Source organism: Sphingopyxis sp. P8, from assembly GCF_020622175.1.
Lineage (GTDB): Bacteria > Pseudomonadota > Alphaproteobacteria > Sphingomonadales > Sphingomonadaceae > Sphingopyxis > Sphingopyxis jiangsuensis.
The window spans coordinates 1,692,271-1,707,918 of the sequence record NZ_JACNMK010000001.1; the positions used below are offsets into that span (position 1 = coordinate 1,692,271).

Annotated in this window: 10 protein-coding genes; 3 read left to right on the forward strand and 7 right to left on the reverse strand. The window is 66.1% G+C overall.

Annotated features, from left to right (window positions below; translation table 11 throughout):
• Positions 1-59: 59 nt before the first annotated feature.
• Positions 60-782: an acetoacetyl-CoA reductase gene (gene phbB, locus H7692_RS08380; RefSeq protein ID WP_201928784.1), complete on the forward strand. Its 723-nt coding sequence runs from the start codon at positions 60-62 to the stop codon at positions 780-782.
• Positions 724-1,029: a ribbon-helix-helix domain-containing protein gene (locus H7692_RS08385; protein WP_201928783.1), complete on the forward strand. Its 306-nt coding sequence runs from the start codon at positions 724-726 to the stop codon at positions 1,027-1,029. Before phbB ends, H7692_RS08385 begins: the two co-directional genes overlap by 59 nt.
• Here H7692_RS08385 and H7692_RS08390 read toward each other — a convergent pair.
• The 7 genes from H7692_RS08390 to H7692_RS08420 all read right to left on the reverse strand — a co-directional run bounded on the left by H7692_RS08390 (position 1,014) and on the right by H7692_RS08420 (position 15,244).
• On the reverse strand, positions 1,014-1,871 hold the full coding sequence (locus H7692_RS08390; RefSeq protein WP_222135384.1) for an ATP-grasp domain-containing protein: 858 nt from the start codon (positions 1,869-1,871) through the stop codon (positions 1,014-1,016). The two genes, H7692_RS08385 and H7692_RS08390, sit on opposite strands and share 16 nt — an antisense overlap.
• Positions 1,872-6,587 carry an NAD-glutamate dehydrogenase gene (locus H7692_RS08395; RefSeq protein WP_222135383.1) on the reverse strand — a complete coding sequence of 1,572 codons (4,716 nt, stop codon included), beginning with the start codon at positions 6,585-6,587 and terminating at the stop codon, positions 1,872-1,874.
• A gap of 163 nt (positions 6,588-6,750) precedes the next feature.
• A complete protein-coding gene (locus tag H7692_RS08400; RefSeq protein WP_222136335.1) occupies positions 6,751-8,109 on the reverse strand; it encodes a hypothetical protein in 1,359 nt (452 codons plus the stop codon).
• 144 nt (positions 8,110-8,253) lie between these two features.
• A complete protein-coding gene (locus H7692_RS08405; RefSeq protein WP_227340028.1) occupies positions 8,254-9,663 on the reverse strand; it encodes an efflux transporter outer membrane subunit in 1,410 nt (469 codons plus the stop codon).
• A gap of 11 nt (positions 9,664-9,674) precedes the next feature.
• The gene (locus tag H7692_RS08410; protein ID WP_222135381.1) at positions 9,675-12,857 is read right to left on the reverse strand and encodes an efflux RND transporter permease subunit; all 3,183 of its coding nucleotides are present in this window, start codon (positions 12,855-12,857) and stop codon (positions 9,675-9,677) included.
• A 130-nt stretch (positions 12,858-12,987) separates the two neighbouring features.
• The gene (locus H7692_RS08415; RefSeq protein ID WP_222135380.1) at positions 12,988-14,256 is read right to left on the reverse strand and encodes an efflux RND transporter periplasmic adaptor subunit; all 1,269 of its coding nucleotides are present in this window, start codon (positions 14,254-14,256) and stop codon (positions 12,988-12,990) included.
• Between the two features lie 376 nt (positions 14,257-14,632).
• Positions 14,633-15,244 carry a TetR/AcrR family transcriptional regulator gene (locus H7692_RS08420; RefSeq protein WP_201928776.1) on the reverse strand — a complete coding sequence of 204 codons (612 nt, stop codon included), beginning with the start codon at positions 15,242-15,244 and terminating at the stop codon, positions 14,633-14,635.
• Positions 15,245-15,432: 188 nt separating this feature from the next.
• On the opposite strand from H7692_RS08420, the gene H7692_RS08425 reads away from it, so the two are divergent.
• A partial coding sequence (locus H7692_RS08425; RefSeq protein WP_227340029.1) for a transposase occupies positions 15,433-15,648 on the forward strand: 216 nt, incomplete at its 3' end.

Here is a 15,648-nt window from a genome sequence, read left to right on the forward strand (position 1 = left end):
CTTGCTGCTCCCTTGGCCCCGTCCTAATCAGGATGAAACGGACTGGGAGAGATTGATTCATGACACGCGTTGCAATTGTCACCGGGGGCAGCCGCGGGATCGGAGAGGCGATCAGCCTCGCACTCAAGGACATGGGAGTCACCGTCGTCGCCAACTATGGCGGCAATGACGAAAAGGCGCGCGAGTTTTCCGAGCGCACCGGGATCAAGGCGTTTAAATGGGACGTCGGCGACCATCAGGCGTGCCTCGACGGCTGCGCGCGGGTGACCGAAGAGGTCGGCCCGGTCGACATCGTCGTAAACAATGCTGGCATCACCCGCGACGGCACGCTCGCGCGGATGAGCCATTCCGATTGGGACGACGTGATGCGCGTCAACCTCGGCGGCTGTTTCAACATGGCGAAAGCCTGTTTCCCTGGCATGGTCGAGCGCGGTTGGGGGCGCATCGTCAACATCGGGTCGATCAACGGGCAGGCGGGGCAGTACGGCCAGGTCAACTATGCCGCCGCAAAATCGGGCATCCACGGTTTCACCAAGGCGCTCGCGCAGGAAGGCGCGAAGAAGGGCGTTACCGTCAACGCAATCGCGCCGGGCTATATCGACACCGACATGGTCGCAGCGGTGCCCGCTGCAGTGCTCGAAAAGATCGTCGCGAAAATCCCGGTCGGCCGCCTTGGCCACGCCGAGGAAATCGCGCGCGGCGTCGCCTTTCTGTGCAGCGAGGATGCGGGCTTCGTCACCGGATCGACGATGTCGATCAACGGTGGGCAGCATATGTATTGAGGTGCCGGGCGGCCTTCACCCCCCGGTAAAGCGCTCGGTCACCATTGCCGGGCATCCGACCTCGATCAGTCTTGAGCCGATGTTCTGGAGTGCGTTGGAGGTAGAGGCCGAGCGGCTCGGCCTGCCAGTCAACGCACTCGTCGCGAGGATCGATGTCGACCGCATGGACGCCGACGTGCCGCCCAACCTCACCTCGGCAATCCGCCAATGGCTGTGGCAGCGCCGCGCCGGTCAGAGCGCGGCGTAGATCGCGCGGGCAAAGGCCGCGCCCTTGTCGGGCGCATGATGCAGGAAAAGCGAGGGCTCGATCAGTTCGAGCTCCATGATGTGAAGCCTGCCCGCACCGTCGGCGACCATGTCGACCCGCGCATAAACCGGGGCGACGGGTGCGGCAGCGAGCGCGGCGTCGGCGAGCGCGTGCGCTTCGGCGCTCGCCTCCCATGCCGTTTCGCGACCGCCAAATTGTTCCTGAACACGAAAATCGCCGGTGGCAGGCCTTTTGACGACCGCGTGGCTGAAGCGCCCGCCGAAATAGAAAAGCGAAAACTCGCCGCTGTCGAGCACGCCGCGCATCATCGGCTGGACGAGCCTGCGCTGTCCCGTCGCATCGACCGGAATCGGAGTGCCGGGGCCGAGGCGGTGCGTCCCGTCGGCGCCGCCCGAGATCGCGGGCTTGATCACGACCTCCTCCCCACCCAACACCACACGCGCGGCGTCGAGCGCCGCATCGTCGAGCGCTGCGACCTCGACCGTGGGAACGATTGCGACGCCTTTGGCTTCCAGATCGCGCAGATAGGCCTTGTCGCTATTCCATCGGAGGAGCGCGACAGGGTTGATAACGTGCCGCGCAGAAGCCTCGAAATCGCCGAGAAGTTCATACCAGCGCGCGACATCGCGCTGGTAACCCCAGGCGAAAAGCGGCAGGACAAGGTCGAAACCCGCCAGATCGCCCGGCGCGGTCCAGACGTGCTCGTCGACCGCCAGCCCTGCGCCGTTCAGCGCCGCGGCCTTGCGCGCAAAGGCCGGACGCCAGTTCTCGGGATAGTCAGGCGCCGGGACGAGGATCGCGACGCGCGGCTGGTAGGGCACCTACCGCCCCAGCAACCCGCGCGCCTGCCCCGCAATGTGCGAAAGCATCGCGCCATTGGGGCTGGCGATCGTGCGCGCACGGTCGATCGTACCGCGGAACTGCGCGACGCGCGGGGCGTGTTCGGCAAGCCACTGCGTTACCGCCGCGTCGAGTTCACCCCCAGGTAAACTGCCGAGGAAGGTCAGCCGCATCTGCTGGAAGTCGCGCGCAAGGCTGTTGACCAGCAGCCGCTCCCACGGGTCGCTCGGGCTCATATGCGCGGCCAGCGTCTGCGCCCAGTCGAGCCCCAAAGCTTCGCCGAGGTGGGTGAAGGCGTGCGTCACCGAAACCTCGTCGTCGCCGCGCCGTTCGGCAAGATCGACGATGCCGATCGCGCCGTCGAGCTTGAACAGCCGCACGACCGACGCCGCGAGCGCGTCCGGCGCCCCCGCTTCGAGCAATTGCTGGGTGAGCACCTCCCACTGGCGGCGCACCGATTCGCCGAGCAGGCTGTCGACTCGCGCGGTGAGACGCTCGACCCCCGGTGCGAGCCGCGCAACGAGCGGTCCAGGCTGGGCGCCGCTGGGCGCAACGCGCAGCAGGTCGGCCATTTGCGAGGCCATCGCCGAAGCGGCCTGGCCGAAAAGCGACAGGCGGATCGCCTCGTCGATCGCCGCGGCGTCGAGTGCTGACCAGATGGCCTGCATCCCCATCAGCCGCTCGACCGCGACAAAGGCAGAAGCGACGTCGCCGAGCGCGCAGCCTTCCTCTTCGACCAGTTCGAACGGATGGACGATACCCATGCGGTTGACGATACGGTTCGCCAGCTTGGTCGCGATGATTTCGCGGCGTAGCTGGTGGCCCTCGATCGCCCCGGCAAAGTCGCGCTGCATTTCCGCAGGGAAAGCAGCGGCGAGGTCGGCTGCAAGAGCGGGATCGTCGGGAAGGTCGCTGGCTTCGATCGCGTCCTGCAGCGCGAGCTTGGCGGTCGAGAGCAGCACCGCGAGTTCGGGGCGCGTCAGCCCGCGGCCTTCCTGCGAGCGGCGGAGCAGATCGTCGTTGACCGCGAGCCCCTCGACCTTGCGGTCGAGCCGACCCGCTGCCTCGAACGTCTCCATGATCCGCACGAGCGACGGAACCGCCGCCGCGCCGCCCTTTTCGGCAATCGACAACGCGAGCGCCTGAAGCCTGTTATCCTCGAGTACGAGCGCCGACACATCGTCGGTCATCCGCACCAGCAGCGCGTCGCGATCCTCCTGACCGAGACGCCCTTCGACCATCTCGCGATTCAGTGCGATCTTGATATTGACCTCATTGTCCGAACAATCGACGCCGGCGCTATTGTCGATGAAGTCGGTGTTGATCCGCCCGCCCTTCGCCGCAAAGGCGATGCGCGCCGCCTGCGTGACGCCAAGGTTCGCGCCCTCGCCGATCGCCTTGACTTGCAGATCCTCGGCATCGACGCGCAGCGCATCGTTTGCGGGGTCGCCGACCTCGGCATTATTCTGGCTCGCCGCCTTCACATAGGTGCCGATACCGCCGAACCAGAGGAGGTCGACCGGTGCCTTGAGGATGGCGGAGATCAGCGTGCTCGGGTCCGTCGCATCGACGTCGACCCCCAGCATTGCCTTGACTTCGGGGGTCAGCGGAATGCTTTTCTGGCTGCGCGGAAACACCCCGCCGCCTTTCGAGATCAGCTTCTTGTCATAATCGTCCCAGCTCGACCGCGGCAGCGCGAACATGCGCGCGCGTTCCTTCCAGCTTTTCGCCGGATCGGGGTCGGGGTCGAGGAAGATATGGCGGTGGTCGAACGCCGCGACGAGCTTGATCGCCTTCGACAGCAGCATGCCGTTGCCGAACACGTCGCCCGACATGTCGCCGCAGCCCGCGACGCGGATCGTGTCGCTCTGCACATCGATGCCCATTTCGGCGAAGTGGCGCTGGACCGAAACCCACGCGCCCTTGGCGGTGATGCCCATCGCCTTGTGGTCATAGCCCTTCGACCCGCCGCTTGCGAAGGCGTCGCCGAGCCAGAAGTCGCGTTCCATCGCAAGACCGTTCGCGACGTCGGAGAAGGTCGCGGTTCCCTTGTCGGCGGCGACCACGAAATAGGGATCGTCGCCGTCGAGGATCGTCACGCCCGCGGGATGCACGACCTTGCCGCCGACGATATTGTCGGTGATCGACAGCAGCGAACGGATGAAGATGCGATAGCATTCGGTCCCCTCGGCGAACCAGGCATCGCGATTTTCGACCACGCTGGGCAGCGCCTTGGGATAGAAGCCGCCCTTCGCGCCGGTCGGCACGATGACGGCGTTCTTGACGCGCTGCGCCTTCATCAGCCCGAGGATTTCGGTACGGAAGTCGTCACGCCGGTCGGACCAGCGCAGCCCGCCGCGCGCGACCGGGCCGGCGCGCAGGTGAACGCCCTCGACGCGCGGCGAATAGACCCACACTTCGCGCCACGGAAGCGGCTTAGGCAGGCCGGGAATCTGGCTCGAGTCGATCTTGAAGGCGAGCGCCTCGGCGGCGGCGGGCGCAAAGGCGTTGGTGCGCAGCGTCGCGCCGATGACCGCGTTGAACAACCGCAGGATACGGTCGTCATCGATCGCCTTGATGCCCGCAAAGCCCGTCTGGATTTCAGCCTCGAGCGCCGCGGCGCGAGCCTGGTCGTGCGCTTCCGGGTCATGCAATGCGCGAAACCGCGCGATCATCGCGTTCGTCAGCGCGGGCGCGTGGCGCAACGCGGCGACGACGGTGTCCATCCCATAGGCCGAACCGCCCTGACGCAGGTAACGGAACCAGGCGCGCAGCCAGACGATCGCCTGCGGCTCGGTCTGCGTGACGAGCACCAGCTCGTTGAACGCGTCATTCTCTGCCGCGCCATCGAGCACCGCGACGATTGCCTGCTCGATAACCTCGGCGTGCGGCAGCAACGCCTTTTCGTCGACCGACGCCGGAATACGCAGCGTGAAGTCATGAATGACGATCGGGGGCTCGCTGTCGGCGTCGTCGCCCGCAGGACGTCCGGTGCCGAGGACGGTCGGGATCTCCTCGAGCACCTCGAAGCCGAAATGTTCGAGCGCGGGGACGACGTCGGACAAGGCGAGCGGGCCGACCGCGCTATAGACTTTGAGCCGCAGACGGTCGTCGCCGTCGAGGCTCTTGCGCGCAAGCCGTACCGTGCGCGGCTTGTCGGCGTCGAGATCGCGCAGCCGCAAAATGTCGCGTGCCGCTTCCTCAGGGTTATACAGGTTGCGGTAATTGGGCGGAAACAGCGGCGCAAATCGCGACGCAAGCGCCGCCGCACGCGCCGGATCGCCGCGCCGCGCGAGCGCGCCCTCGACCTCTGGCTGCCAGCCGCGCACCATCTGTTCGAGTTGCAGGTTGAGCGCATCGGCGTCGGGGACGACCCCGCCGCTCCTGAGGTCGAGCGTGAAGCGGAGCAGCGCCGCGCCTCCGTCCTCGAGCACCATCGTCCAGCCGATCACGCCCGCGCGCGCCTCGCGCACCAGCATCGATTCGACCGCAAGGCGGCGGCCGGTGGACACCTCGTCGCGCGGCAACCAGACAAAGACGAACAAATGGCGGCCGAGCGCGCTGCGCACCGTCACCAGCTTCGGGCGCGGCCGGTCGGTAATCGACATCGACGTCAGCGCGAGATCCTCGAGCGACTTGGCGTCGAAGGCAATAAGGAGGTCGTGCGGCAGCGCGGTGAGCGCGTGCGCCAGCGCCTTGCCCGCGTGGCCGGTCGGATCAAAGTCGAACTTGGCCATCAGCGCGTCGAGCGCGGCACGCAGCACGGGCACCTTGTCGGGACGCGCCGACAACGCGGCGCTGGTCCACAGGCCTGCGTGAATCGACAGACGTTCGATCGCCTTCCCCTTCATTTCGGGGACGATGACCAGATCGAGCAGGACGCGCCGATGGACCGACGACAGACGATTGGACTTGATGAGCAGCGGAGCCTTCCCGCCTTTTTCAAACCATTTAAATGCCGCCTCGAGCCCGGCCGGCGACAGAAGTTCGCCGTCGGCCGACGCCGCCACGCCGAGCGCATCCTGCGCCTCGCCGTCCCGCGTCCGCCATTCGTGGCCGAGTTGGGTCATCGCCCCGCCTTCGAACCAGCGCAGCAACTCTGCCCCTTCGTCCTCGCAGCGCATCGCAGCGTCGGCGAGCATCGCGGCCCGCATAGCCTTCCAGTCGGACACGGCCGCGCGGACATCTGCAAGTGCCGATTGAAGCGCATTGAGGAGACGCCGTCGCGCGCGCGCGTCACCGCGCTCAAGCTCCATATAGATCACCGATTCGCGGGCAGGATCGGACATCTTCTTCGCGTCGACATCGACCAATCGCCCGGCGTCGTCGCGCGATACCGAAACGACAGGGTGGAGGATGCGATGCACGACCAGCCCCTGCGCGCCGGCAATCTGCGAGGTCGAATCGACAAGGAAGGGCATGTCGTCGTTCACGACGGCAAGGCGCATCCGGCGGTCGGTCCCCTCAGCCTCGATCGGTTCAAGGAGGAGCGACGGTTGCCCCTTTGCCCGAGCAAGCGAAGCACGCGCAACGAAAACACCGGCTTCGGCGAGCGCCGTCTTGCCGAGGTCGTCGCCTTCGCCGGGCAGCGCGCTGCCTTTCAGCGCGGCTTCAAAGGCTTTGGCAATTTTTGCGGGAACATCGGTGGCTGGCGCCGAGGCTTCGACTTCGGCGGTATCGGACTCATTCTGGGGCATAGGGTGACGCATCCCGAACCAAGGTGTGACGGGGCTTTTACCGACGATCGGCAGCCCCGTTCGGTCTGGCCCCTATGCTCCTGCTACGCGCGCGGCTCAAGTCCCTGCGAGCGACACCGCGTAAAAATATTTCAACTTTAGGATTGTCTGTTACGCGGTCGCGTCAGGGCGCGGGGGCGATCGGGATCGCCTTCTTCGCAAGCCGCGCGACGAGCGCCTTGTCGTCGGCCGCCTTCGCGACGATTCCGATATGGCCGCCGGGCATCGCGCGCGCAATCAGCACCACAAACTCGGCCTCGCCCGCCTCATGTTCGAGGATCAACGCCGGCTGTGCGCTGCGAAGCGCATCGAGGACGGCTTCGTCGTCGACCTTGGCGTCGGACGGTTTGCGGCGCGCGCGAACATCCTTGACGACGCCCTTGAGTCCGCCCGGATAGCTGTCGAGATAGGACGCCAGTTCGCCGCGCCCGACGCCCTCGTCTTTTGCATGGCCGAGCACGCAGGCATATTCGGCAAGGCGCGTCTTGTCATAGGAGGGGCCAAAGACGAGCTTGACGATCGGCGTCATCGGCGCGCGGTCCTGTGCTTTCAATCCCGCATCGTCGAGCAGTTCGGCATAGTCGTCGGGACGCCGTTCGGCGACCAGCGCGAAATCCCAAGCCATGCCGATCGCGCGATAGAGCGCGGTGCGGCTGCGGCTGTCGGCGGCGACCGCGCGCTCGGCGGTTTCGCGCGCCGCGGCAAGCCAGTCGGCAAGGCCGGCGTCGTCGCCGGGTTCGGTTTCCGCATCGTCCGCCACCGGTTCTGCAACCGCATCTTCGGCGGTTTCGGTCAGCAGCATGGCTTCGTCGGCATCGCTATCGTCGGCGAGCGCGGCGAAACCGGGCCCCGCGTCATCGTCGATATGTTCGGAGTCGGGGCCGTCGGCCCACACCGGAACGGGGGCAGAGAGCGGCGCCGCGGCGCGTAGCGCCTGTTCGACCGACAATTGCAGTTCGGCATCGACGTCGGAAGCGACGGCTTCCTTCCAGTTGATGACGCCCATGATGAAATCGATCGTATCGTCGTCGGACGAAAAGGGCAGCAGGATGCCGCGATACATGATGGTGGTGCCGCGATCGTTGACGAATTCGGCTTCGAATCCGATCGGCGCGCGGTTCGCGATGATCTGGAGATAATGGTCGGTCAGCCGCGACAGCAGCGAGCGCCCGGGTATCTGGTTGATGTAATTGACGTCTTCGTCGATTTGCGATTCGTCGCGAAGCCGGTAGCCGAGGAAGGATATTCCCGGATTTTCGATGCCCTGCGTGAAATCGAGCAGCACGGCATTGCCGCCGAAATCGGCGCCTTCGAGGTCGAGGTCCTCGACCGAGGGATAGGCGCGATCGCCCAGCAGCGACGCCCAATAATTATAGGCGCGAACCTGCATCCGCCGTTCGTCGACTCCCACCATCGGCGGGGCGTCGATGGCTGCGTCCTCCTGGCCGTGGCTGCCCGAAACCAGCCCGCGCATGCTGTCCATCATTCATCCCCAGTCGCAAACATTCGCAAATGTCATGCAACAGGAGTGGTAAAGTTGGCGTAAACGATGACCCGCGAGGTCGCTCAGCCCGCGAGTAGCGCGCGCGTCGCGGCGATTAAGCGCGGACTGTCGAAGCGCTGGCGATCAGCTCGACCAGCCGCCGGCAAGTGCGCGGAACAAAGCGATCTGGCGCCGCGAGATTTGCGCGTCCTGCGCAGCGAGCACCGCCTCCGCCTCGGCAAAGGTGCGTTCGGCATCGAGCCATTCGAGCGAGTCGGCTGCGCCCTCTGCCCGCTTGGCGCGCACGATGCGCGCCGCGCGTTCGGACTGGTCGCGCGCGGCGCGTAGCGCCTGCCGCTGTTCGAGCGACCGGGCATAGGAGGAGAGTGCCGTCTCGGTCTCTTCGAGCGCGCGCAGCACCGTCCCGTCGAAGCGCGCAAGCGACGCCTGCGTCCCCGCCTCCGCCGCCGCGATGCGCGCTCGCGCGGGTTCCTGATTGGGGAAGGCCCAGTTGATGAGCGGGCCGAGCAACCAGCGCAGCGGTCCGCCGCCGAACACGTCGCCGAAGCCCGATCCGGTCGATCCCGCCGACGCGCCGAGCGTGATGCGCGGATAAAGATCGGCGGTCGCAACGCCGATGCGCGCGGTATCGGCGGCGAGGCGGCGTTCGGCGGCGCGGACGTCGGGGCGACGCTTCAACAGCGCCGCCCCGTCACCGACTGGGATCGGGTCGGTGATCTCGAGGCCGATCGCCCGTTCGCCGGCGATAGCGGGCAGTTCGGACGGCGTGCGGCCGGTCAAGGTCGCAAGGCGGAAGAGCGCGGCCTGGCGCTCGGCCTCGATCGCCGGAATGTCGGCAGCGCGCTGGTCGCGCAACGTCGCGATGCGCGCAAGGTCGAGCCCGGTGGCAAGGCCCGCCTCCTTCCGACGATCGGTAAGGTTCACCTGCTGGTCGAGCAGGTCGACGATGCGGCGCGCGACGCCGAGCCGCGCCGCGCCCGACGCCGCATCGGCATAGGCCTGCGTCGTGTCGGAGACGACGACGACGCGCACCGCCTCGGCATCGGCTTCGGCAGCGGCAAGGTCGCTGCGCGCGGCCTCGACCGAGCGGCTCACGCGACCGAAGAGATCGACCTCATACGACACGCCGATGCCGACATCGACCGCCCAATCCTCGCGCGGCGCGCCCGGCGCGCGCTGGGCTTCGGGACTGCGGCCATATTGCGCGCCAGCGCCAATTTGGCCCTGCGGCAGGCGGTCGGCACCGGCGCCGCGCAATCCAGCGCGCGCGCGCGCGATGTTGGCGACCGCGACGCGCACGTCGGTATTCGCGGCGAGCGCGTCGCGGACGAGGCCGTCGAGCACGGGGTCGTCGTAGAGACGCCACCAGTCGGCTGCGACCGGCGCCAGCGACACCGCCGGGCTGCTCGCCGCAACGAACGACCCGGTTGCGGCGGGGGCAGAGGCCGATTGCGGTGCCTTATAGTCGGGACCGACCGCGCAGGCGGCGAGCGCGAGCGCCGAAGCGGCGGCGGCGAGAGTGCGGAGGGTCATCGTCATTCTCCTTATTCGGCCGCGACCGGAAGTGCGGCCGAGCTGCCGCGTCCGCCGCGCCGCTGCGCGATCCAGTCGCCGAGCGCGCGGCAGACGACATAGAAGGTCGGGGTGAAGATCAGCCCGAACGCGGTCACGCCGAGCATCCCGAAGAAGACCGCGGTGCCGAGCGCCTGCCGCAGCTCGGCGCCCGCTCCGCTCGCGATGAGCAGCGGCACCGCGCCGAGGATGAAAGCAAAGCTCGTCATCAGGATCGGGCGCAGGCGGTCGCGGGCCGCGCGCACCGCCGCTTCGATCGGCGACAGCCCGTCCTGCTCCTCGGCCTGCTTGGCGAACTCGACGATCAGGATCGCATTCTTCGCCGCCAGCGCGATCAGGACGACGAGCCCGATCTGCGTCAGGACATTATTGTCCATGCCGCGCAGATTCACGCCGATCATCGCCGCGAGCAGGCACATTGGCACGATCAGGATGATCGCGAGCGGCAGCACGAGGCTTTCATATTGGGCCGCGAGCACGAGGAAGACAAACAAGACCGCCAAGGCAAACACGATCCCCGCCGTATTCGCCGCCGCCTTCTGCTGGAAGGCGATACCGGTCCATTCGGTGCCAAAGCCCGCGGGCAGTGTTTCCGACGCAAGCTTTTCCATCGACGTGAGCGAGGCGCCCGACGACGAACCGGGGGCGGTGTCACCGTCGATCTCGACCGCGGGGAAGAGGTTATAGCGCGTCACGCGATACGGCCCCGTGCGGTCCTCGAAATTGGCGACCGAACCGATCGGCACCATCGCGCCCGAATTTGACCGGGTATGGAGATTGGCGATGTCGGACACCGTCTGGCGATAGGGTGCGTCGGCCTGTGCGGTAACGCGATAGGTGCGCCCGAGCAGGTTGAAGTCGTTGACGAACGCCGAGCCCAGATAGACTTGCAGCGCCTCGAATACCCGTTCGGGCGGAACGCCGAGCATGTTCGCCTTGGCGCGATCAATGTCGGCATAGACACGCGGGTTGGTCGGGTCGAAGAAGGTGAAGACGTTCATCAGCCCCGGCGTTCCGTTCGCCTTGCCGATAAGGTCGCCAGACACCTTGGCGAGTTCGGCATATCCGTGCCCGCCGCGGTCCTGCACGACCATGCGATAGCCACCCGCCGAGCCGATCCCCTGGATCAGCGGCGGCGGGATGATGACGATCTGCGCCTCGGTAATGTCGGCAGTGTTCGCCCGCGCCTGACCGATGATCTCGTCAAGCGTCACGCCGAGCTTCCTGCGCTCCTCAAAGCTTTTGAGCGGGAAATAGGCGGCGGCCGAATTGGGCGCGAGCGTCTGCGACGGGCCGTCGAAGCCCGCGAGCATCACCGATCCCAGCACGCCTTCGACCGGAAGCACACGCTGCGCCACCTTCTGCAGCACCGCGTCGGTGCGTTCGACCGACGCGCCCGAGGGAAGCTTGGCGACGACCAGGAAATAGCCTTGGTCCTGCGCCGGGATGAACCCCGTCGGCGTCGCCCAGAACAGCCCCGCCGTCGCGGCGATCAGCGCAGCATAGGCCGCCATCACCTTCTTCGGCGCGCGCACGAGCCGCGCGGTCAGGCGCGCATAGGCCGCGGCCGTCCGTTCGAAGCCGCGATTGAACGCATCGCCCGCGCGGTGGACGGCGCGCAGCATCGCATTTTCCTCTTTCGGCGCAGCGTGCGGCTTCAGAAGGATGGCGGCAAGCGCCGGCGACAGGGTGAGCGAGAGGATCAGCGAGATGATCGTCGCGGTCGAGATCGTCACCGCAAACTGCTGATAGAAAGCGCCCGACAGGCCGGTGAGGAACAGCGTCGGCACGAACACCGCGCAGAGCACGAGCACGATCGCGACAAGCGCCGCCGACACCTCGTCCATCGAGGTGCGCGCCGCCTCGAGCGCCGACATGCCCTTTTCCAGATTGCGCTCGACATTTTCAACGACGACGATCGCATCGTCGACGACAATCCCGATCGCAAGCACCAACCCGAAAAGCGAAAGGTTGTTCAGGCTATAGCCGACCGCCGCAAGCACTGCGAAGGTCCCGATCAGCGACACGGGAATGGCGAGCACCGGGATGATCGCCGCGCGCCATTTTTGCAGGAAAACCAAAATGACGATGACGACGAGGAATACCGCCTCGACCAGCGTGTCCATCACCGCGTCGATCGACTGGGCGATAAACTCCGTGGGGTTATAGATGACGCGATATTCGAGGCCCTTGGGAAAGCTTTTCGACGCCGCTTCCATTTCGGCCTCGACCGCCTGCGCGGCGGCAAGCGCGTTCGACCCCGGCCGCTGGAAGGTCGCGAGGATCACGGTCGGATCGCCCGACAAATAGGTATTGCTGTTATAATCCGCCGCGCCGAGTTCGACGCGTGCAACGTCGGATACGCGCACCTGTCGCCCATCGGCATCGCTGCGGATCACGACATTGGCGAATTCGGCGGGATCGGCTAGGCGCCCCTGCGTTTCGACGTTGAGCTGGAAGTCGCTGCCGCCCGCAAAGGGCGGCTGGCCCAACGTGCCCGCCGCGACCTGGACATTCTCGCGCCGCAATGCCGCGACGATCTCACCTGCGGTCAGGTCGAGCGCGGCGGCGCGGCCGGGGTCGATCCACACGCGCATCGCATAGTCGCGCGACCCGAAAAGCCGCACGTCGCCGACGCCGTCGAGGCGCGCGAGCCGGTCGCGGAGCTGGGTGAGGGCGTAATTGGAGATATAGGCGCGATCGAGCGACTTGTCGGGCGACACCAGGTTGACAATCAGCAGGAAGTCGGGCGAAGTCTTGCGCGTTACCACGCCCAGCCGCTGCACTGTTTCGGGCAGCCGCGGCGTCGCGATCGCGACGCGGTTCTGCACGAGCACCTGCGCCGCATCGAGGTCGGTCCCCGTCTTGAAGGTGACCGTGATCGTGACATTGCCGTCGCCGGTCGACTGGCTGCTCATATAGAGCATATTGTCGACGCCGTTGATTTCCTGCTCGATCGGCGCTGCGACCGTGTCGGCAACCGTCTCGGCCGAAGCGCCCGGATAGCTCGCCTGCACCGTCACCGTGGGCGGGACGATGTCGGGATATTGCGACACCGGAAGCCCGATATAGGCGACCGCGCCGACGATGGTGATGATCACCGCGATGACGGCCGCAAAGATCGGCCGGTCGATGAAGAAGCGTGATAGGCGCATGGGAGAGCCCCTGTCTGATATTCGAAAGTTGGCGCCTCAAATCCTCCCGTCACCCCGGCGAGGGCCGGGATCTGGACGTGGACGATCAATGCTCCGTTGAGATCCCGGCCTTCGCCGGGATGACGAATGACTACCTCGCAAACGTTGCCTGCGACGACACCGGCTCGCTGGCATCGGCCACCTGCTTCGGTGCCGCTGCTACGATCTTTCCGGCCTTTGTCGCCGCCTTCGTACCGGGCTGCGCAAACTGATAGCCGGCGATAACCACCCGGTCGGTTGGCGTCAGACCCGAGCGAATAACCCGCAGCCCATCGATGTCGGGTCCGGTCTCGACCGGCTTGGCCGCGACCGTTCCGTCCTTGCCGACAGCATAGACGATCTTGCGCGCCTGGTCGGTCTGCACGGCGGCGGCGGGAACGAGCAGCGCACGCGTGGTCTGGCCGGTCGACAGCCGCATGTTGCCGAACATGCCGGGGGTCAGGAAAAGGTCGGGATTGTCGAAGCGCGCGCGAGCGCGGATCGTCCCCGAGCGCGGGTCGAGTCCGTTGTCGGTGAAATCGAGGCGGCCCTTCCAGCGATAGTCGTTTTCGTCCTGAAGCCGCACCTCGACCGTCGCATTCCTGTCGCCGCCCTCGCGCTTGGTCTTGAGGAACAAGGCTTCGGAACCCTGGAAGGTGAAATAGATGGGGTCGAGCGCATTGATCGTGGTGAGCAAGGTACCCCCCGCATCGCCCGCCGAGACGAGGTTGCCCGAATCGACCAGACGGTCGGAAATGCGGCCGCTCATCGGCGCACGCACGGTCGCAAATTCGACATCGAGCGCGCGCGCTGCGATGCGTGCATTCGCCGCAGCAAGTGCAGCATTAGCCGCCTGCACACGCGCGCGCAGCCGGTCGATCTCGCTCTGCGACACCGCCTCGACGTCGACGAGACGACTCGCGCGCTCCAGTTCGAGCCGCGCAAGCGCAAGGTCGCTGCGCGCACTGGCGGCCGCGGCATTCGCTTCGGCAAGTGCGGCGCGGAACGGACGCGGGTCGATAGTAAAGAGCGGCTGGCCCTTGCGGACGATCTGTCCGTCGGTGAAATGGATGGCAGTGACGGCGCCCGACACCCGCGGGCGCACCTCGACCGAATTGCTGGCCTCGAAACGGCCGATATAGTCGTCCCACAACGTCACCTCGCGCGACAGCGGCGTAGCGACGGTCAGTACGGGTGCGGGCATTGCGACAGCCGGCGGCGGCGCAGCACGCAGCAGCCACCACGCGCCCGCAGCGACAACCAGCAAAGCGCCGAACCACAGCGCCCGCCGCTTGCGATGCGGGTGGAGCAGGTCGCGAAGGTCGCGGCGGACCTGCGCGTCGGCGGGGTCGACTTTTTCGATCGGCGTATGGACGGTCATGGCGATGCCTCTTCACTGTCTGTCGATTCACGTCGCGCACACCGCACGGCGCGCACGCTTCAAACACCGAAGGCGCACGCCCCCGATCCCATTCCTTGTCGGCAATCCTCTTTGATGGCGGACAGGGCGCGCCCTGCCCGAACGTCGCCCGGTTGCCCCGGGCTGTCTGTATTGGCCGCAGGCAAAGACGCATGTCCGCGAACCGGCGAGCAACGTCTTCACAGGCAATATTGTCGAGGCAGACCTTCGCCGGCCGCCTTGCGTTTCAAAACACAAGACGGCCAGCCGGGGGGAGAGCCTTTATGTACTGGATGGTATATTAACGGGGAGCGAAACCGTCAAGGGCATTTCATACCGAGCGGTAAAAATTTTTCTTCTAGCGTCCCGGCCACAGCTTGAGGCAGGTTTCGACGAGTCGTTCGAGTTCGGCGCGTGTCGCGCCGGCGCCCGCCTGCACCGCCATGCCCTGGTTGATCGCCGTAAGCAGCGCGGCGAGCCCTTCGGGCTCGACGTCGGGCGGCAGGTCGCCGTCTGCCTTGGCCTGTTCGAAGCGATCGAGCATCGCGCGCTTCGCGGCGGCACCGCGCGCAAGCACGGCATCGCGAATACATTCGGCCTCCGACCCGCAGGCGACCGAGGCGATAACGCCCAAACAGCCGCCGGGATTGTCGGGGCAGCAATGCATGTCGAGCGCGCCGTACATCAACCGCTCGGCGACACCACGCGCGGTCGGAGCCTCGAGCGCCGCGCGCATATAATCGGCCTTTTCGCGCTCATAAAGGTCGAGCGCCTTGTTGAAGAGCGCTTCCTTGTTTCCGAACGCCGCATAGAGGCTGGGCTTGGTAATCCCCATCGCCTCGGTCAGGTCGTTCATCGACGTGCCCTCATACCCCTTGGTCCAGAACACGCGCAGCGCCGCAGCCAGCGCTGCGTCAACGCAGAATTCGCGCGGCCGACCCTTGGGAATGGCAGGAGCTTCTACTTCCATAACGGGTGGTATATATGTAGGGTGCCCGCGATTGTCCAGTGGACAGACCACGCGCCCGCGCGGCACTCACGCACCCGAGCCGGAATCACATTCATCGGACAGATATGTTTTAATTCAGCATTTTAGGGTCAGGACCCATTGATTTGATCAGGCCGCTGTGATTCAGGCGGCCACGAAGGAGCCTGAATTTGAGCGATTTATTCTGGCTGACGGACGAGCAGATGGCGCGTCTTCAGCCGTATTTCCCGAAACGCCATGGCCGCGAGCGGGTCGATAATCGACGGGTTTTGAGCGGGATCATCTTCGTCAACCGCAATGGGCTCAGGTGGCGCGATGCGCCGAGGGAGTATGGCCCGGCGAAGACGCTTTATAATCGCTGGAAGCGGTGGAGCGACAAAGGCATC

What these genes read in the sequence shown, in the direction of transcription:
- phbB (WP_201928784.1), top strand. Translation starts at nt 60, where the DNA reads ATGACACGCGTTGCAATTGTCACCGGGGGCAGCCGCGGGATCGGAGAG.
- H7692_RS08385 (WP_201928783.1), top strand. Translation starts at nt 724, where the DNA reads ATGCGGGCTTCGTCACCGGATCGACGATGTCGATCAACGGTGGGCAGC.
- H7692_RS08395 (WP_222135383.1), bottom strand. Translation starts at nt 6,587, where the DNA reads ATGCCCCAGAATGAGTCCGATACCGCCGAAGTCGAAGCCTCGGCGCCA.
- H7692_RS08400 (WP_222136335.1), bottom strand. Translation starts at nt 8,109, where the DNA reads ATGGACAGCATGCGCGGGCTGGTTTCGGGCAGCCACGGCCAGGAGGAC.
- H7692_RS08405 (WP_227340028.1), bottom strand. Translation starts at nt 9,663, where the DNA reads ATGACCCTCCGCACTCTCGCCGCCGCCGCTTCGGCGCTCGCGCTCGCC.
- H7692_RS08410 (WP_222135381.1), bottom strand. Translation starts at nt 12,857, where the DNA reads ATGCGCCTATCACGCTTCTTCATCGACCGGCCGATCTTTGCGGCCGTC.
- H7692_RS08415 (WP_222135380.1), bottom strand. Translation starts at nt 14,256, where the DNA reads ATGACCGTCCATACGCCGATCGAAAAAGTCGACCCCGCCGACGCGCAG.
- H7692_RS08420 (WP_201928776.1), bottom strand. Translation starts at nt 15,244, where the DNA reads ATGGAAGTAGAAGCTCCTGCCATTCCCAAGGGTCGGCCGCGCGAATTC.